The organism is Cytobacillus sp. FSL K6-0265 (genome assembly GCF_038003465.1).
Classification (GTDB): domain Bacteria; phylum Bacillota; class Bacilli; order Bacillales; family Cytobacillaceae; genus Cytobacillus; species Cytobacillus stercorigallinarum.
Genome location: NZ_JBBOPE010000001.1, coordinates 3507939 through 3526318 on the forward strand (window position 1 = coordinate 3507939; position 18380 = coordinate 3526318).

The 18380-nt window shown below is 41.6% G+C and carries 7 protein-coding genes, 21 tRNA genes and 3 rRNA genes; 2 read left to right on the top strand and 29 right to left on the bottom strand.

Going from position 1 to position 18380, the window contains the following annotated elements:
• The first annotated feature begins 189 nt into the window (after positions 1 to 189).
• Together MHH73_RS17690 and MHH73_RS17695 are read left to right on the top strand one after the other, a co-directional pair.
• Positions 190 to 1119 carry a 1,4-dihydroxy-2-naphthoate polyprenyltransferase gene (locus MHH73_RS17690; protein ID WP_341068418.1) on the top strand — a complete coding sequence of 310 codons (930 nt, stop codon included), beginning with the start codon at positions 190 to 192 and terminating at the stop codon, positions 1117 to 1119.
• Positions 1120 to 1453: 334 nt separating this feature from the next.
• Entirely contained in the window at positions 1454 to 2320 is an 867-nt protein-coding gene (locus MHH73_RS17695) for a dimethylarginine dimethylaminohydrolase family protein (RefSeq protein WP_341068421.1), read from the top strand.
• Between the two features lie 132 nt (positions 2321 to 2452).
• On the opposite strand, the gene MHH73_RS17700 is transcribed toward MHH73_RS17695, so the two are convergent.
• From MHH73_RS17700 to MHH73_RS17840, 29 genes are all read right to left on the bottom strand, one after another.
• The gene (locus MHH73_RS17700) at positions 2453 to 4840 is read right to left on the bottom strand and encodes a glycogen/starch/alpha-glucan phosphorylase (RefSeq protein ID WP_341068424.1); all 2388 of its coding nucleotides are present in this window, start codon (positions 4838 to 4840) and stop codon (positions 2453 to 2455) included.
• The gene (gene glgA / locus MHH73_RS17705; protein ID WP_341068425.1) at positions 4830 to 6281 is read right to left on the bottom strand and encodes a glycogen synthase GlgA; all 1452 of its coding nucleotides are present in this window, start codon (positions 6279 to 6281) and stop codon (positions 4830 to 4832) included. The genes MHH73_RS17700 and glgA overlap by 11 nt, the downstream gene beginning before the upstream one ends.
• The gene (locus tag MHH73_RS17710; protein WP_191809711.1) at positions 6278 to 7306 is read right to left on the bottom strand and encodes a sugar phosphate nucleotidyltransferase; all 1029 of its coding nucleotides are present in this window, start codon (positions 7304 to 7306) and stop codon (positions 6278 to 6280) included. Before MHH73_RS17710 ends, glgA begins: the two co-directional genes overlap by 4 nt.
• Before the next feature lie 36 nt (positions 7307 to 7342).
• On the bottom strand, positions 7343 to 8485 hold the full coding sequence (locus tag MHH73_RS17715) for a glucose-1-phosphate adenylyltransferase (protein ID WP_341068428.1): 1143 nt from the start codon (positions 8483 to 8485) through the stop codon (positions 7343 to 7345).
• Positions 8478 to 10367, bottom strand: coding sequence for a 1,4-alpha-glucan branching enzyme (gene glgB, locus MHH73_RS17720; protein WP_341068430.1), 1890 nt, complete (start codon positions 10365 to 10367; stop codon positions 8478 to 8480). Before glgB ends, MHH73_RS17715 begins: the two co-directional genes overlap by 8 nt.
• A gap of 179 nt (positions 10368 to 10546) precedes the next feature.
• Positions 10547 to 10618: transfer RNA gene (locus tag MHH73_RS17725), tRNA-Glu, on the bottom strand.
• Between the two features lie 3 nt (positions 10619 to 10621).
• Positions 10622 to 10712 (bottom strand) — tRNA-Ser (locus tag MHH73_RS17730).
• Between the two features lie 3 nt (positions 10713 to 10715).
• A tRNA-Asn gene (locus MHH73_RS17735) sits at positions 10716 to 10790 on the bottom strand.
• Positions 10791 to 10800: 10 nt separating this feature from the next.
• Positions 10801 to 10877: transfer RNA gene (locus MHH73_RS17740), tRNA-Ile, on the bottom strand.
• Between the two features lie 7 nt (positions 10878 to 10884).
• Positions 10885 to 10955 (bottom strand) — tRNA-Gly (locus MHH73_RS17745).
• A gap of 2 nt (positions 10956 to 10957) precedes the next feature.
• A tRNA-His gene (locus MHH73_RS17750) sits at positions 10958 to 11033 on the bottom strand.
• Positions 11034 to 11042: 9 nt separating this feature from the next.
• A tRNA-Phe gene (locus tag MHH73_RS17755) sits at positions 11043 to 11115 on the bottom strand.
• Positions 11116 to 11134: 19 nt separating this feature from the next.
• Positions 11135 to 11211: transfer RNA gene (locus MHH73_RS17760), tRNA-Asp, on the bottom strand.
• A gap of 3 nt (positions 11212 to 11214) precedes the next feature.
• Positions 11215 to 11288, bottom strand: a tRNA-Met gene (locus tag MHH73_RS17765).
• A gap of 13 nt (positions 11289 to 11301) precedes the next feature.
• Positions 11302 to 11394 (bottom strand) — tRNA-Ser (locus tag MHH73_RS17770).
• Between the two features lie 6 nt (positions 11395 to 11400).
• Positions 11401 to 11477 (bottom strand) — tRNA-Ile (locus MHH73_RS17775).
• 13 nt (positions 11478 to 11490) lie between these two features.
• A tRNA-Met gene (locus tag MHH73_RS17780) sits at positions 11491 to 11567 on the bottom strand.
• 26 nt (positions 11568 to 11593) lie between these two features.
• Positions 11594 to 11669, bottom strand: a tRNA-Ala gene (locus MHH73_RS17785).
• 19 nt (positions 11670 to 11688) lie between these two features.
• Positions 11689 to 11765: transfer RNA gene (locus MHH73_RS17790), tRNA-Pro, on the bottom strand.
• 8 nt (positions 11766 to 11773) lie between these two features.
• Positions 11774 to 11847 (bottom strand) — tRNA-Arg (locus MHH73_RS17795).
• A 15-nt stretch (positions 11848 to 11862) separates the two neighbouring features.
• Positions 11863 to 11951 (bottom strand) — tRNA-Leu (locus MHH73_RS17800).
• 6 nt (positions 11952 to 11957) lie between these two features.
• Positions 11958 to 12032: transfer RNA gene (locus MHH73_RS17805), tRNA-Gly, on the bottom strand.
• A 19-nt stretch (positions 12033 to 12051) separates the two neighbouring features.
• A tRNA-Leu gene (locus MHH73_RS17810) sits at positions 12052 to 12136 on the bottom strand.
• Between the two features lie 17 nt (positions 12137 to 12153).
• Positions 12154 to 12229: transfer RNA gene (locus MHH73_RS17815), tRNA-Lys, on the bottom strand.
• Between the two features lie 14 nt (positions 12230 to 12243).
• Positions 12244 to 12319: transfer RNA gene (locus tag MHH73_RS17820), tRNA-Thr, on the bottom strand.
• 15 nt (positions 12320 to 12334) lie between these two features.
• Positions 12335 to 12410: transfer RNA gene (locus MHH73_RS17825), tRNA-Val, on the bottom strand.
• A gap of 9 nt (positions 12411 to 12419) precedes the next feature.
• Positions 12420 to 12536, bottom strand: a 5S ribosomal RNA gene (rrf, locus tag MHH73_RS17830).
• A 273-nt stretch (positions 12537 to 12809) separates the two neighbouring features.
• A 23S ribosomal RNA gene (locus MHH73_RS17835) occupies positions 12810 to 15743 on the bottom strand.
• A 322-nt stretch (positions 15744 to 16065) separates the two neighbouring features.
• A 16S ribosomal RNA gene (locus MHH73_RS17840) occupies positions 16066 to 17614 on the bottom strand.
• The 16S, 23S and 5S rRNA genes sit together here with 21 tRNA genes alongside, the layout of an rRNA operon.
• Positions 17615 to 18380 lie beyond the last annotated feature (766 nt).

An 18380-nucleotide genomic window follows, 5' to 3' on the forward strand; every position in this document is an offset into this window, starting at 1 on the left:
AAGCTGTCAATCATTCCAATCAATTCACTTCCTTATTATATATTATTTAGAATAAAATAAGCACTGTTCGTACTTTAGTAGGAAATATCCTCCTTCGCTTCTTGCAAAATTCAATTGACACTCAATAGGACTTTACCTAAACTTAAGGAAGTGATTTGTTTTATTTGATTTAATTGGAGGTACTAAAAAGTGCAAACACAACCTAATATAAACACGCCACATTCCACGAAGAAGAAATGGAAAATCTGGTGGCAATTAACGCGTCCACATACATTAACCGCTGCCTTTGTTCCTGTACTACTAGGTACCGCATTGGCTATTTATGAAACGTCGATAAATGTTGGCCTTTTCATCGCCATGATGGTTGCTAGTCTTTTCCTTCAAATTGCAACGAATATGTTCAATGAATATTATGACTTTAAACGTGGCAATGACACAGCTGAGTCTGTAGGGATTGGTGGAGCCATTGTTAGAGAAGGAATTAAACCACATGTTGTACTTAACTCCGCTCTAGGGTTATACGGCGCATCCATCTTAATTGGTATTTACATTTGCATGAATAGCAGCTGGTGGTTAGCTGCTGTTGGACTTCTAGGTATGGCTATTGGCTATTTATACACAGGAGGGCCATTCCCCATTGCCTATACACCTTTTGGTGAGATTATTTCTGGTTTTGTTATGGGTATGTTACTTATTTTAATCTCATTTTTTATTCAAACAGGCACCGTAACTACGACAAGTGTTCTTGTCGCCATTCCTAGTCTGTTATTAGTTGGTGGTATTATGCTCTCTAATAATATTCGAGACTTAGATGGAGACAAAGAATTTGGTCGAAAAACGTTAGCTATTTTAATCGGACGTCCAAAAGCCGTAAAATTATTAGCGGGCATGTTTATTGTTTCTTATATATGGGTATTTATTTTAATTGTAATGCAAATTGTTTCACCGTGGCTTGCACTCGTTGTGCTAAGTGCCTCGAAACCAATCAATGCTATTAAAGGATTTAAAGGCAAGACGATCGCATATGAGATGGTCCCAGCAATGAAAAATACTGCCCAAACAAACACTGTATTTGGATTACTACTTTCTATAGGATTATTAATGGGATATATTCTATAAAATCAGTAGCACTTTGCTAAGCGCCTTTTATAATATAAGGCGCTTTTTTATTACTTTTTTAGCAATCAACCTCTGTTTAGCGTAACATAAAATGATAAAATAAATGGATAATTATCGCAATTTTTCACTTATTGTAGTCACCAACGGCACATCTAGAAAGCGACTAAAGTATTTGAACTAGGTCATATTATAAGAAAAGCAGCAGTTAAACCTACCTATTAAACATTTTAAGACGACAAGTACTTAATACATCCTGCATTCACCCATAATAAGATGCTAAACAGAATAGATACAAAGGATGTTATTTCACAAAAGGTTGTAAGGAGGATGAAAGATGCTGGATAGTCAATATAAAGCACAATGTAGTACAGAGTACGATCGATTAAAAACGGTCATATTATGCGAACCAACTTACATGAATATTGAAAATCAAATCAATGAAACCCAAAGAAGGTATTCTGATAAAGGCTTTAATGTAGAGCAAGCCATCATTCAGCATCAACAATTTGTAGCAGAATTAGAAGGTTTAGGGATTGAGGTCGTGCTTTTACCACCAGGTCAAAACTATCCTGAACAAGTGTTTACCCGTGACATTGGTTTCACCCTTGGGCACACCGTATTTATTGCTGCGATGGCAACGAAAATCAGGCATGGTGAGGAAGATATTTTACATGAGTGGTTAGAATCCCACCATGTATCTTATAACAATATAAAGCATGGTCATGTCGAAGGTGGAGATGTCATTATCGATCAAGATACCGTATATATTGGACAAAGTGATCGTTCAGATACGGTTGGTATTCACTATTTACAATCTAAATTACCACATATGAAAGTATTACCAGTCCCATTCACTAAATCCTTTTTACATTTAGACTGCATTTTTAACGTACTGTCTCCTACAGAAGCACTCCTCTATCCAGGACAAATGGATGAAAAAGTAGAAGAATATTTATATTCAAGATATGACATTATTGAGGTTTCTAAAGAAGAACAGTTCACGCTAGGAACAAATGTCCTTTCTGTAGGTAATAGACAAGTATTCTCACAACCAATCAATACACAAGTAAATCGAGCCCTCAGTCAAAGAGGCTTTGAAGTAATCGAAGTAAATATTTCTGAAATCATAAAATCCGGTGGTGCATTCCGCTGTTGCACGATGCCCCTACTACGATTAACAGACCCAAACTATTTTGATTGAAGAACAAATGAGGTTAGATGAATAAGAAGGTTAGACATTTTTTCAGCATTTATACTTTTTTTAAAAGTGTAGATGTAGGTCAATATAAATAAAGAGCAGTAGTGTGAATAATGAAGCACACCACTGCTTTTTCTATTTAATCCCCCATATCCCTTGAGCATATTCATTAATTGTTCGGTCGCTAGAAAAGTAACCCGATTTAGCGATATTGTTTAGGCTCATCTTCCGCCATTTCTCCTGTTTTTCATAAGCGTATCCCGCTTTTTCCTGAATATGAACATAGCTAGAGAAATCACGTAAAACAAAATACTGGTCATTTTCCATAATGAGTGAATCATAAATCGGTTCAAATTCATCAAATACATCAGGGAAGAAACCGTTTTTCAGCTGGTCCATGACTTGTCGGATTCGATGATCATGATGATAATATTCAGTCGCTTGATAGCCACCATGTGCATAATAATGATTGACCTCATCAGAGCGCAAGCCGAAAATAAAAATATTCTCGTCACCAACGCGTTCATAAATTTCAACATTAGCACCATCCATCGTTCCAACAGTAATCGCACCATTCATCATGAATTTCATATTTCCCGTTCCCGATGCCTCTTTACTTGCCGTCGAAATTTGCTCACTAATGTCTGCTGCAGGAAAAACATCTTCTGCTAGTGATACCCGATAGTTCTCTAGGAAGATCACCTTAAGAAATTCATTTGTTTTAGGATCATTATTTACCTTTTTCGCAACAGTATTAATGAGCTTTATTACTTTCTTGGCAAAATAATAGCCTGGAGAAGCTTTCGCACCAAAAATGAAGGTACGGGGGTGCATGCTAAAACTCTCATCTTCTTTGAGTCGATTATATAAATACATGACATGAAAAATATTTAATAGTTGTCTCTTATAAGCATGTAGTCTCTTAACTTGAATATCGAATATGGAATGTGTATCTATTTTTATCCCTGTTTGCGTAAAAATACGATCGGCAAGATTTTCTTTATTCGCATGTTTAATATCAGCGAGTCTCCTTAACAAGTCTGGATCATTTTCATATTTTATTAATAGTGCTAATTGCTCTGGATCACGAATCCACTCCGCTCCTAATCTTTCTGTTATCAAATCAGCAAGCGACTGATTAGATTTAAGTAACCAGCTACGATGCGTAATGCCGTTTGTTTTATTATTAAACTTCTTAGGAAAAAATTGATAAAATGAATGCATTTCCCGATATTTTAATATCTCAGTATGAAGCGCAGCCACTCCATTTACACTATGGCTACCTACAATAGCCAGATGAGCCATTTTTACTTGGTCATGGGCAATAATCGCCATGTTTTCGATATGCTGCCATTCGCCAGGATACTTTTCCCAAAGCTTTGCACAGAACCGTTCATTGATTTCATTTACAATCATATAAATTCTTGGTAATAACGGTTGGAAAATGCGAACTGGCCATTTTTCTAGTGCTTCAGATAAGGTCGTATGATTCGTGTAAGAGATCGTTTTTGTAGTTACTTCCCAAGCATCATCCCAACCAAGCTTCTCTTCATCAATGAATATCCTCATTAATTCTGGAATCGCTAATACTGGATGCGTATCATTAATATGAATACTAATATATTGATGGAACGCCTTCATATTCTTATGCTGTCGTTTAAATGAGCGTATGATCGACTGAAGACTGGCACGAACTAAAAAATATTGTTGTTTTAACCTCAGTATCTTGCCTTCATCTTGCGTATCATCAGGATATAAAAACTCAGATATTGCTTCTGTCTCTTTTTTATATTTTAAAACATCTTGATTGGTAGGATAACGGACTGGCTCTGCACTCCATAATCTCAGTGTATTAATCGTTTCAGTATGATACCCGACGACTGGCATATCGTATGGTACTGCAGTTACTCTTTCAGCATCGATGTGTTGAAACACTTGTCTGCCATTTTCTTCACGTATATCTACTTCTCCCCAAAACGGAATTTCAACTGATAGATCTGCCTTTCTCACTTCCCAGACATGACCATTTCTTAACCATTGATCGGGTAGTTCGACTTGATATCCATCAACCACTTTTTGTTCAAATAACCCGTGCTTGTATCTAATCCCACAACCATGGCCAGGCAAATTAAGAGAAGCTAATGAGTCAAGGAAACAGGCTGCTAATCGGCCTAAACCTCCATTACCCAATCCTGCATCTGATTCTACTTCCTCTAAAGAACTTAATTCGATACCTAAATCTTGCAACCCAGCAGATACCACTTGCTCTATCCCTAAATTTAATAAGTTGTTTCGAAGGAGTCGGCCTAATAAAAACTCTATCGACAAATAATAAACTTGCTTTACTTGGTCTATCCTGTAACGCTCATTGGTATTAATCCATTCCGTACTTACATACTCACGAATTAATAACCCTAATGTATAGTAATGATCTTTTTCTGTACTATCGGCAAAGCTCTTTCCGCATGTCATCTCTAGCTTCTTTAAAAACGCCTCTTTAAAATCCTCCGTATTAGAAAACATGGCTCTCACTCCTAGAGATCACATCTGAATATAATTGATTATATTTAAAAGCAGATTGTGCCCAACTATAATCTTTTTCCATAGCAGTTATAACCAATTGGCTCCACAGTGGTTGATTCCGATAGTATGCTAGTGCTCGACGATAAGTATAGAGCATATCATGTGCGTTAAAATTTTTAAAACTGAAGCCCCAGCCCTCACCTGTCTGTTCATTATAAGACTGTACGGTATCATTCAACCCACCTGTTTCCCTAACTATAGGAATGGCACCATACTTCATCGCAATGAGCTGACCTAATCCACAAGGCTCGAACTTAGACGGCATCAAAAATAAATCAGCACCCGCATATACTTGATGGGCAACTTCTTCATTGAAGCCAATATAACATTTACATTTTTCCCCGTAATTTGCTTCCATTCTTCTGAAGAAATCTTCAAACGCTCCATCGCCTGTACCAATAAGAATAAACTGTACATTTTCTTGCATCATTTCATCGAATACTCTCTCTACTAAGTCCATACCTTTTTGTTTTGTTAACCTTGTGATCATAGCCACAATGGGGGTATCCCGCTCTATCTTTAAACCGAATATTTTTTGTAAATATGCCTTATTTTCCTTCTTTAATAGCCATTGCTCTGAATGAAATGCTTGATAAATCGTCGCATCTTTCTCTGGGTGATAGACGTCTTCATCAATTCCATTCAATATCCCAATTAAACGGTCATTTCTTTCCTGTAACAAACCATTTAATCCCTCACCAAAATAATCTGTTAAAATCTCATCTCTATACGTAGGACTTACAGTTGTGATTTGATCAGCTGCTACTATGGCACCTTTCATAAAATTAATACAATCATAATACTTTAATTGGTCTTCACGATAATACTCAAAGTCCAACCCTAACAAATCATGAATGGCATCTTTAGGAAAGACACCTTGAAAGTGTAGATTATGAATCGTAAAAACTGTTTTTATCAATTCATATCCACTTCTTTTTTGATAATGTACTCTTAATAAAAAAGGAATCATGCCTGTATGCCAATCATGGCAATGGATAATATCAGGATAATAGTCGAGCTGTGCCAGTGTTTCTAATACAGCTCTATTAAAATAAGCAAATCGTTCACCATCATCATCGTATCCATATAATTGTTCTCTCTTAAAATAGTATTCATTATCTACAAAATAAAAAGTAATATCATTTAACTCTAGCACTTCAATTCCACAATATTGCTTGCGCCAGCCTACAGCGACTACGAATTCTGCTATCTTTTTTGTCTTATTCTTATATAAATCGGGGAGTTTTCCATACTTCGGTAAAATTACTCTTACTTCCGTCCCTTGTTTAGTTAATTCCTTCGGTAACGAACCTGCGACATCTGCTAATCCACCTGATTTAATAAAAGGGACACATTCTGAGACGGCAAATAATACTTTCACGAATTCATCAACGCTCCTTGAATTGACCCTTTTTTAACAACAAAAGGGACCGATTGTGTGCCTGTTAAGCAGGTTCCGGTTTCTATTTTCACATCTTTATCTAAAATAACAGAATCTAATACACATCCCTCTTGAATCTCACATTTCTGCATAATCACAGAGTTTCTTACTATCGTATTTTTACCAACTTTTACCCCCCTAGCAATAATACTGTTTTCTACTTTACCCTCTATTTGGCAACCGTTTGCCACAATAGCATTCTTTACTTCACAACCATTTAGATATCTTGTTGGTGGTTCATCTTTTACTTTTGTATAGATTGGAAAATCTCTAGAAAATAAATTTTTCCAGACATCAGGGGTTAGCAGTTCCATGCTCGCTTGAAAATAAGAATGGACAGAATCGATCGTTACTGCCTCACCCTTATATTCATAATGACATATTGTGTAAGGTTGATGAATATCAGCCATAATATCGCTAATGCATGTATACCCTGTTTGTCTTCGGGTTTGAATCATCTCTATTAAAAGATCTTTCTTGACCAAATACATTTCTAAAGGTTGATTCAGCTGTTGAATAGAAGTAATATCGCAGCCAGATTGAATATGCCGCTGTAAAACTGGTGAGAAATCAATATTACAAACGGTATAGCAATTGGCAATTAACGCATAATCTTGTGAACTACGATAAAAATAATCAATGTTTGCAGCAAAATGATTAAATGAACCAATCCCACTATTAGAACTATCAATCATCGGTGATGGGAAGAAAAAAAGGCCATCCCTTTTTCTATCTAGATCCCAGTTCTTCCCCGACCCTAGATGATCCATCAAAGATCGGTATTGATATTTCGGAAAAATTGCCACACTCTCTATTCCCGAGTTGACCATATTAGAGAGAATGAAATCTATTAGTCTATATCTTCCAGCAAAAGGAACAGCAGCTAACGAACGATGAAGGGTTAACTCATCCAATCCCTTATGATAAGTTGTCGCATCAATGACTCCTAATAAACGATTATTCAATCATATCCCCCCAGTAAAAATCATACGGTTCTACATTTATGCATAATGACAAATACTATCTGGCGTGATTAACAATGCTTCACTTGTTTCTTTTCTTTCTTTAATTACTGTCCCATCTGGTATAACCATATTTGAAGGGACAATGACTTTTTCTAATATGACATTCTTACCAATCCTTGTATTTGGCATAACTACTGACTCTTTGATAACAGAACCTTTATCAATCGCTACACCTTGAAAGAGAACTGATTTGATTACTTCGCCTTCTATCGTACAGCCTTCATTTACTAAAGATTGTTTTACTTTTGCTTGTGGAGAAATATATTGTGGAGGATGGTTAGGGTTAACTGAGTAAATTCTCCAGTTTTGATCAAAAAGATTTAACTCACAATTTTCATCTAATAAATCCATATTCGCTTCCCATAGGCTTTGAACGGTGCCGACGTCTTTCCAATAACCACTAAAAGGATAGGCATAAAGTTTCTTATTTAACTTCAACATCTCAGGAATAATATCTTTGCCAAAATCATGGCTTGAATCCTTATTTTGATTATCCTTTTGTAAAAACTCATTTAATACCGACCATTTAAAAATATAAATACCCATTGATGCTAAATTATTCTTTGCTTGCTCAGGTTTTTCTTCAAATTCTTCTATTCTCATATCTACAGAAGTATTCATAATACCAAAACGATTGGTTTCATGCCATGGGACCTCAATAACGGAGATTGTCGCATCAGCCTCTTTATTAATATGGTAATCTAGCATTAAATCATAATTCATTTTGTAAATATGATCACCTGATAAAATTAATACATATTCGGGGTTATGTTGCTCTAAATAATTGATGTTTTGATAAATGGCACTTGCCGTACCTGTATACCATTTAACTTCAGAAGATTCACTGTAAGGGGGAAGTACTGTCACACCGCCATTTCTTCTATCCAAATCCCATGCACTTCCAATGCCAATATATGAATTAAGAATAAGCGGTTGGTATTGAGTTAGTACACCAACTGTATCGATACCTGAATTTGTGCAATTACTAAGTGTAAAATCGATGATGCGGTATTTACCTCCAAAAGGGACAGCTGGTTTAGCAAGATCCTTCGTCAAAGAATTGAGGCGGCTTCCTTTGCCTCCAGCAAGCAGCATCGCTACACATTTCTTATTAGTCATTCACAACATCACTCCTTTTTCTTTTTCTAACAGGACGTAAAACAGAAATACCGAATGGTGGTATCGTCATTTCGATACTGTATGGCTTTCCATGGTAGGATAGGTTTTTTGTTTTTAATACTCGCTTATTAATACAATGAGAGCCACCAAATTCATTATTATCACTATTAAACACTTCTCTATAACTCCCATTTTTAGGAACACCGATTCGATAATTCATATATACTTGAGGGGAAAAGTTACATACAACAATTAATATTTCTTGTTCTTCTACTCCTTTACGAATAAATGAAAAAATGGATTGCTGATGGTTATTAGCATCAATCCACTCAAAACCTTCTGATTTGTGGTCCCATTCATATAATGATTTAGACCTCTTATATAACTTTATTAACTTCTTCACATAATGATTCGTTTTTGCATGCATTTCATACTGAAGTAAGTGCCAATCCAACTCTTCTTCATCTTTCCACTCGGCAAATTGTCCTAGCTCAAACCCCATAAATAACAGCTTTTTACCTGGATGGGTCATCATAAAACCTAAGAGCAAACGATATTGGGCAAATTTTTGCCAATAATCTCCTGGCATCTTGTCTAACAGTGATTTCTTCCCATGGACAACTTCATCATGTGATAACGGTAAAATAAAATTTTCTGAGTAGGCATACATTAATGAAAAAGTCATTTTATTATGGTGGTATTGCCTCTCTTGAGGAGGTTTCTCCATATAAGATAATACATCATTCATCCAACCCATATTCCATTTATAACTGAAACCTAATCCGCCATAGTGAACAGGAGCAGTTACTTGGGGCCAATCTGTAGAATCCTCAGCCATCATCAAAATAGAGGGATCATAAGCAAACACAGCTTTATTTAATTTCTGTAAAAATTGAATACCAAATGGATTTTCTCTATGCTCGTTATTAGGCCAAAAAATGATATTGGATACTGCATCAATTCTAAAACCATCGACATGATATTTTTCCATCCAAAAAATAGCATTGGATATGAGGAAACTATGAACCTCTGTTTTACTTAAATTAAAATTAGCTGTACCCCAAACAAAATTTTCCCGATCGCCTTCTGTTTCGTATTCATAAACATATTCACCATCTAAACAATATAGCCCATGTTGATCTTTACAGAAATGCCCTGGTACCCAATCTAAAATAACACCGATATTATTTTGATGACATTGATCGATAAAAAGCATTAAATCTTTTGGCTCACCATATCTACTAGTAGCCGAGTAATAGCCTGTTCCTTGATAGCCCCAAGAACGATCATATGGGTGTTCAATTATAGGCATCAATTCAATATGTGTAAAACCATGCTCCTTGACGTAAGGAATGATTTCTTTTGCTAGTTCATTGTATGTCAATAAAAGGCCATTCCTCTTTTTCCATGTACCTAGATGCATCTCATATATCATCATAGGTTCTGTAAATGCTTTCCTATATTGTTTTTCCTTTTGCCAGCGTTGATCATTCCATTTGTAATCTTCTAAAGTATAAACAATTGAAGCAGTTCTAGGTCGTAATTCAGAATAAAAAGCAAAGGGATCAGCCTTTAAGGAAATTTGTCCATCTTTGTTCTTAATTGCATATTTATAAATTTCTCCTGTTAAATCTCCTTCTAGCTGAATTCTCCATATCCCCTCATTATTTACTTTTTTCAATGAAAAACCTTCGGCGTTCCAATGATTAAAAGAACCCACTAATGATATTGAGGAGGCATGTGGCGCATAGATAGTAAAACAAGTAACCCAATGATCTCCTTCTTTATGACGGTGTGATCCAAACAATTCGTATGCCTTAAATAAATTTCCTTCATGAAACAAGTGCATTTCGAATTCAGTTGGGTATGCAGTTGTATTCATTTTAATTCATTCCACTCCTTGTATTACATTACTCTTTCTTAAATAATTCGTCTTAAGTATAAAAATCCCTTGTTATTTTTCAAATTATTTTGACATCTAATGATAGAAAATGTAACATCTGAAAAGTGTTAGCAACATAAAAAAGAAGCTGTCAACTTATGTTGACAGCTTCTTTTTTATGACCCCTACGGGATTCGAACCCGTGTTACCGCCGTGAAAGGGCGGTGTCTTAACCGCTTGACCAAGGGGCCAAATGGCGGAGAAGGAGGGATTTGAACCCTCGCGCCGGTTGCCCGACCTACACCCTTAGCAGGGGCGCCTCTTCAGCCACTTGAGTACTTCTCCATATGGCTCCGCAGGTAGGATTCGAACCTACGACCGTTCGGTTAACAGCCGAATGCTCTACCACTGAGCTACTGCGGAATAATATAAATGGTGGGCCTAAATGGACTCGAACCATCGACCTCACGCTTATCAGGCGTGCGCTCTAACCAGCTGAGCTATAGGCCCCTATTTAAGCGGGTGAAGGGAATCGAACCCTCATCATCAGCTTGGAAGGCTGAGGTTTTACCACTAAACTACACCCGCAATGGGGCGGCTGATGGGAATCGAACCCACGAATGTCGGAACCACAATCCGATGCGTTAACCACTTCGCCACAACCGCCATAAAAGATGGCTCAGGACGGAATCGAACCGCCGACACAAGGATTTTCAGTCCTTTGCTCTACCGACTGAGCTACTGAGCCAAAATAATGAATATGTAAATGGCGGTCCGGACGGGACTCGAACCCGCGACCTCCTGCGTGACAGGCAGGCATTCTAACCAACTGAACTACCGGACCAGATTGCGGGGGCAGGATTTGAACCTGCGACCTTCGGGTTATGAGCCCGACGAGCTACCGGACTGCTCCACCCCGCGATAATAATATAAATGGCGGAGGAAGAGGGATTCGAACCCCCGCGGGCTTTAACACCCCTGTCGGTTTTCAAGACCGATCCCTTCAGCCAGACTTGGGTATTCCTCCGAATAATGGTGGACCTTGTAGGACTCGAACCTACGACCGGACGGTTATGAGCCGTCTGCTCTAACCAGCTGAGCTAAAGGTCCATCATTCTATCTATGGTAGCGGCGGAGGGGATCGAACCCCCGACCTCACGGGTATGAACCGTACGCTCTAGCCAGCTGAGCTACACCGCCATAGAATATATTGTATAAAATTAAATTGGTGGAGCCTAGCGGGATCGAACCGCTGACCTCCTGCGTGCAAAGCAGGCGCTCTCCCAGCTGAGCTAAGGCCCCTAAGAAATATGTATATTAGTGGTCGGGAAGACAGGATTCGAACCTGCGACCCCTTGGTCCCAAACCAAGTGCTCTACCAAGCTGAGCTACTTCCCGAAACAAAACGCGCCCGAGAGGAGTCGAACCCCTAACCTTTTGATCCGTAGTCAAACGCTCTATCCAATTGAGCTACGGGCGCTTAATTTTAAAAGAATGGTGCCGAGGACCGGAATCGAACCGGTACGGTAGTCACCTACCGCAGGATTTTAAGTCCTGTGCGTCTGCCAGTTCCGCCACCCCGGCAAATATTGGAGCGGAAGACGGGATTCGAACCCGCGACCCTCACCTTGGCAAGGTGATGTTCTACCACTGAACTACTTCCGCAAATATTTAAAATGAAAACTGGTGCGGGTGAAGGGAGTCGAACCCCCACGCCTTGCGGCGCCAGATCCTAAGTCTGGTGCGTCTGCCAATTCCGCCACACCCGCATATCAAAATGATCAAATGGTGAGCCATGAAGGACTCGAACCTTCGACCCTCTGATTAAAAGTCAGATGCTCTACCAACTGAGCTAATGGCTCGTACAAAGCACGAGTGGTGCCGGCCAGAGGACTTGAACCCCCAACCTACTGATTACAAGTCAGTTGCTCTACCAATTGAGCTAGGCCGGCAAACATGCAAAAAAATGGTGGAGGATGACGGGATCGAACCGCCGACCCTCTGCTTGTAAGGCAGATGCTCTCCCAGCTGAGCTAATCCTCCAATATGTATGCCCGGCAACGTCCTACTCTCACAAGGGGACAGCCCCTAACTACCATCGGCGCTGAGAAGCTTAACTTCCGTGTTCGGTATGGGAACGGGTGTGACCTTCTCGCTATCGCCACCGGACTTTTTAAAGACATTTATTATTATAACGTCTTTTATGAATTTTTCAAGAGAAATTTTAAAAATCATTCTCTGAAAACTAGATAATGTTGAAGAAGATTGTTGTTGAGTAATCGCCTATGCGTTGCTGACGGTGCTACTTACGTAGTTGTGTCTAGCTGCGGCGCCTAGGTGCTCGAGGTCATAAGCCAAATTTGTCATGAGGTTAAAGAACAACCTCCTGTCAAATTCGTCTTATGCTTGTCGCACCTGGGCAAGGCGCCTCCGCATTTCGAATTGGTTAAGTCCTCGATCGATTAGTATTAGTCAGCTGCATGTGTCGCCACACTTCCACCTCTAACCTATCAACCTGATCATCTTTCAGGGATCTTACTAGCTTGCGCTATGGGAAATCTCATCTCGAGGGGGGCTTCATGCTTAGATGCTTTCAGCACTTATCCCTTCCGCACATAGCTACCCAGCGATGCCTTTGGCAAGACAACTGGTACACCAGCGGTGCGTCCATCCCGGTCCTCTCGTACTAAGGACAGCTCCTCTCAAATTTCCTGCGCCCACGACGGATAGGGACCGAACTGTCTCACGACGTTCTGAACCCAGCTCGCGTACCGCTTTAATGGGCGAACAGCCCAACCCTTGGGACCGACTACAGCCCCAGGATGCGATGAGCCGACATCGAGGTGCCAAACCTCCCCGTCGATGTGGACTCTTGGGGGAGATAAGCCTGTTATCCCCGGGGTAGCTTTTATCCGTTGAGCGATGGCCCTTCCATGCGGAACCACCGGATCACTAAGCCCGACTTTCGTCCCTGCTCGACTTGTAGGTCTCGCAGTCAAGCTCCCTTGTGCCTTTACACTCTACGAATGATTTCCAACCATTCTGAGGGAACCTTTGGGCGCCTCCGTTACTCTTTAGGAGGCGACCGCCCCAGTCAAACTGCCCACCTGACACTGTCTCCCATCCCGATAAGGGATGTGGGTTAGAATTTCAATACAGCGGGGGTAGTATCCCACCGACGCCTCCACCGAAGCTAGCGCTCCGGCTTCTAAGGCTCCTACCTATCCTGTACAAGCTGTACCAAAATTCAATATCAGGCTACAGTAAAGCTCCACGGGGTCTTTCCGTCCTGTCGCGGGTAACCTGCATCTTCACAGGTACTATAATTTCACCGAGTCTCTCGTTGAGACAGTGCCCAGATCGTTACGCCTTTCGTGCGGGTCGGAACTTACCCGACAAGGAATTTCGCTACCTTAGGACCGTTATAGTTACGGCCGCCGTTTACTGGGGCTTCGATTCAAAGCTTCGCGTGAGCTAACCTCTCCTCTTAACCTTCCAGCACCGGGCAGGCGTCAGCCCCTATACTTCGCCTTGCGGCTTCGCAGAGACCTGTGTTTTTGCTAAACAGTCGCCTGGGCCTATTCACTGCGGCTCATCAAGGCTTTAACACCCTAATGAGCACCCCTTCTCCCGAAGTTACGGGGTCATTTTGCCGAGTTCCTTAACGAGAGTTCTCTCGCTCACCTTAGGATTCTCTCCTCGCCTACCTGTGTCGGTTTGCGGTACGGGCACCTTATTCCTCGCTAGAGGCTTTTCTTGGCAGTGTGGAATCAAGAACTTCGGTACTAAATTTCCCTCGCTATCACAGCTCAAGGTATGTGACCATGGGATTTGCCTCATGGTCCCTCTAACTGCTTAGACGCACATCCAATAGTGCGCTTACCCTATCCTCCTGCGTCCCCCCATCACTCAAACAGAATACGGTGGTACAGGAATATCAACCTGTTGTCCATCGCCTACGCTTTTCAGCCTCGGCTTAGGTCCCGACTAACCCTGAGCGGACGAGCCTTCCTCAGGAAACCTTAGGCATTCGGTGGATGGGATTCTCACCCATCTTTCGCTACTCATACCGGCATTCTCACTTCTAAGCGCTCCACCAGTCCTTACGGTCTAGCTTCAACGCCCTTAGAACGCTCTCCTACCACTGAACATCTACGATGTTCAATCCACAGCTTCGGTGATACGTTTAGCCCCGGTACATTTTCGGCGCGGAGTCACTCGACCAGTGAGCTATTACGCACTCTTTAAATGGTGGCTGCTTCTAAGCCAACATCCTGGTTGTCTAAGCAACTCCACATCCTTTTCCACTTAACGTATACTTTGGGACCTTAGCTGGTGGTCTGGGCTGTTTCCCTCTTGACTACGGATCTTATCACTCGCAGTCTGACTCCCATGGATAAATCTTTGGCATTCGGAGTTTGTCTGAATTCGGTAACCCGATGAGGGCCCCTAGTCCAAACAGTGCTCTACCTCCAAGATTCTTACGCATGAGGCTAGCCCTAAAGCTATTTCGGAGAGAACCAGCTATCTCCAAGTTCGATTGGAATTTCTCCGCTACCCACACCTCATCCCCGCACTTTTCAACGTACGTGGGTTCGGGCCTCCATCCAGTGTTACCTGGACTTCACCCTGGACATGGGTAGATCACCTGGTTTCGGGTCTACGACCACATACTATATTCGCCCTATTCAGACTCGCTTTCGCTACGGCTCCGTCTGTCCAACTTAACCTCGCATGTAATCGTAACTCGCCGGTTCATTCTACAAAAGGCACGCTATCACCCATTAACGGGCTCTAACTACTTGTAGGCACACGGTTTCAGGATCTCTTTCACTCCCCTTCCGGGGTGCTTTTCACCTTTCCCTCACGGTACTGGTTCACTATCGGTCACTAGGGAGTATTTAGCCTTGGGAGATGGTCCTCCCTGCTTCCGACGGGATTTCTCGTGTCCCGCCGTACTCAGGATCCACTCTGGAGGGAACGAAGTTTCGACTACAGGGCTTTTACCTCCTATGGCGGGCCTTTCCAGACCTCTTCGTCTATCTCGTTCCTTTGTAACTCCGTATAGAATGTCCTACAACCCCAAGAGGCAAGCCTCTTGGTTTGGGCTAATCCCGTTTCGCTCGCCGCTACTCAGGGAATCGCGTTTGCTTTCTCTTCCTCCGGGTACTTAGATGTTTCAGTTCCCCGGGTCTGCCTTCCATACCCTATGTATTCAGGTATGGATCCTATCCCATAACGGATAGGGGGTTTCCCCATTCGGAAATCTCCGGATCAAAGCTTACTTACAGCTCCCCGAAGCATATCGGTGTTAGTCCCGTCCTTCATCGGCTCCTAGTGCCAAGGCATTCACCGTGCGCCCTTATTAACTTAACCTATGTTCGGCTTGCGATAAGCTACGCATTTCGGTGTCAGCTCACTCGTCAACATCCTCATGTGCACAAGACGCACACTCCGGTGTTTCCTCACTCGCTTCCTTGAACTGCTTGCTTCTCACAACCCTCACGGTTGTGTACATTAAAAAAAGTTTAGTATTTCATGCTCTATATAATATAGAGAGAAAATAACTAAGGTGGCGATTACTCGGTAATCTTCTTCATTACATTATCTAGTTTTCAAAGAACGATTGAATTGAGAGATTATACTCTCAAAACTGAACGAACAGTCTAACATCAAGTTAATTCCGTATATTCCTTAGAAAGGAGGTGATCCAGCCGCACCTTCCGATACGGCTACCTTGTTACGACTTCACCCCAATCATCTGTCCCACCTTAGGCGGCTGGCTCCAAAAGGTTACCCCACCGACTTCGGGTGTTACAAACTCTCGTGGTGTGACGGGCGGTGTGTACAAGGCCCGGGAACGTATTCACCGCGGCATGCTGATCCGCGATTACTAGCGATTCCGGCTTCATGTAGGCGAGTTGCAGCCTACAATCCGAACTGAGAATGGTTTTATGGGATTGGCTAAACCTCGCGGTCTTGCAGCCCTTTGTACCATCCATTGTAGCACGTGTGTAGCCCAGGTCATAAGGGGCATGATGATTTGACGTCATCCCCACCTTCCTCCGGTTTGTCACCGGCAGTCACCTTAGAGTGCCCAACTGAATGCTGGCAACTAAGATCAAGGGTTGCGCTCGTTGCGGGACTTAACCCAACATCTCACGACACGAGCTGACGACAACCATGCACCACCTGTCACTCTGTCCCCCGAAGGGGAAAGTCCTATCTCTAGGATTGTCAGAGGATGTCAAGACCTGGTAAGGTTCTTCGCGTTGCTTCGAATTAAACCACATGCTCCACCGCTTGTGCGGGCCCCCGTCAATTCCTTTGAGTTTCAACCTTGCGGTCGTACTCCCCAGGCGGAGTGCTTAATGCGTTTGCTGCAGCACTAAAGGGCGGAAACCCTCTAACACTTAGCACTCATCGTTTACGGCGTGGACTACCAGGGTATCTAATCCTGTTTGCTCCCCACGCTTTCGCGCCTCAGCGTCAGTTACAGACCAGAAAGTCGCCTTCGCCACTGGTGTTCCTCCAAATCTCTACGCATTTCACCGCTACACTTGGAATTCCACTTTCCTCTTCTGCACTCAAGTTCCCCAGTTTCCAATGACCCTCCACGGTTGAGCCGTGGGCTTTCACATCAGACTTAAGGAACCGCCTGCGCGCGCTTTACGCCCAATAATTCCGGACAACGCTTGCCACCTACGTATTACCGCGGCTGCTGGCACGTAGTTAGCCGTGGCTTTCTGGTTAGGTACCGTCAAGGTACCGGCAGTTACTCCGATACTTGTTCTTCCCTAACAACAGAGTTTTACGATCCGAAAACCTTCATCACTCACGCGGCGTTGCTCCGTCAGACTTTCGTCCATTGCGGAAGATTCCCTACTGCTGCCTCCCGTAGGAGTCTGGGCCGTGTCTCAGTCCCAGTGTGGCCGATCACCCTCTCAGGTCGGCTACGCATCGTCGCCTTGGTGAGCCGTTACCTCACCAACTAGCTAATGCGCCGCGGGCCCATCTGTAAGTGATAGCAGAACCATCTTTCAATCTAATTATATGTATAAATAGATATTATCCGGTATTAGCCCCGGTTTCCCGGAGTTATCCCAGTCTTACAGGCAGGTTGCCCACGTGTTACTCACCCGTCCGCCGCTAATCATCGGGAGCAAGCTCCCTCCGATTCGCTCGACTTGCATGTATTAGGCACGCCGCCAGCGTTCGTCCTGAGCCAGGATCAAACTCTCCAATAAAGTGTTTGATTAGCTAGTTTGCACCTATGGTGCTTTGTTGCTGATAAATCAGCTTTTTTAGAATTACGCTTGACGTTTTATGTTCGTTCAGTTTTCAAAGAACAATCTCGTTCGCTTCAAAAGCGACTTTATTATCATAACATCCCATCTCAATCACGTCAACCATTTTTTCAAAATAAATTTAAGTGATTAGATTAGTAAATTTTTCTTTTATCGGGAACAAAAATAACTATATCACGATTGAAAAGTGTTTGCAATATAATTTTTAAAGTTTTAATCAAGTTTATTATATTTTTATTAATTGTGGTAACTATATATAGTTAAGCGTTTCCAATTATTGATAACCACAATAAACTATTGATCATCTTTGCTTTACTTATATATAAAGATACTTTTCCTTATTCTTATCTTCTTAAGCTCCCATCTTATTTATATAAAGTAATCTTTCAGTCTCTTCATACTTAACATAGATATTAGTCATAAAGTTGAGAATGGGTCATATAATCTACTAAACTCATTCTATTATATAGGAAAGGTGTGAATAGAGCTGGAAGATGTAGCACTATACGTATCAGTAATTATGGCCCTTTTTTTATTTTCATTTGCTTATGTGGAAGGTATTCGCATCGCTAATTCACCAGGTAAAGTATATGGAGGAACTTTCATCTTCACCGTTACAGCAGCATTTATTTTTAGTAGATTATCCTATTTATTTATATAAAAAATATAATGAAGTAAAAGGTGAGCTAATTGTTGGCTCACCTTT

Coding starts and splice junctions, on each gene's coding strand:
- MHH73_RS17715 (WP_341068428.1), bottom strand. CDS start 8,485: ATGACTAATAAGAAATGTGTAGCGATGCTGCTTGCTGGAGGCAAAGGA.
- MHH73_RS17700 (WP_341068424.1), bottom strand. CDS start 4,840: ATGTTTTCTAATACGGAGGATTTTAAAGAGGCGTTTTTAAAGAAGCTA.
- glgB (WP_341068430.1), bottom strand. CDS start 10,367: ATGAATACAACTGCATACCCAACTGAATTCGAAATGCACTTGTTTCAT.
- MHH73_RS17695 (WP_341068421.1), top strand. CDS start 1,454: ATGCTGGATAGTCAATATAAAGCACAATGTAGTACAGAGTACGATCGA.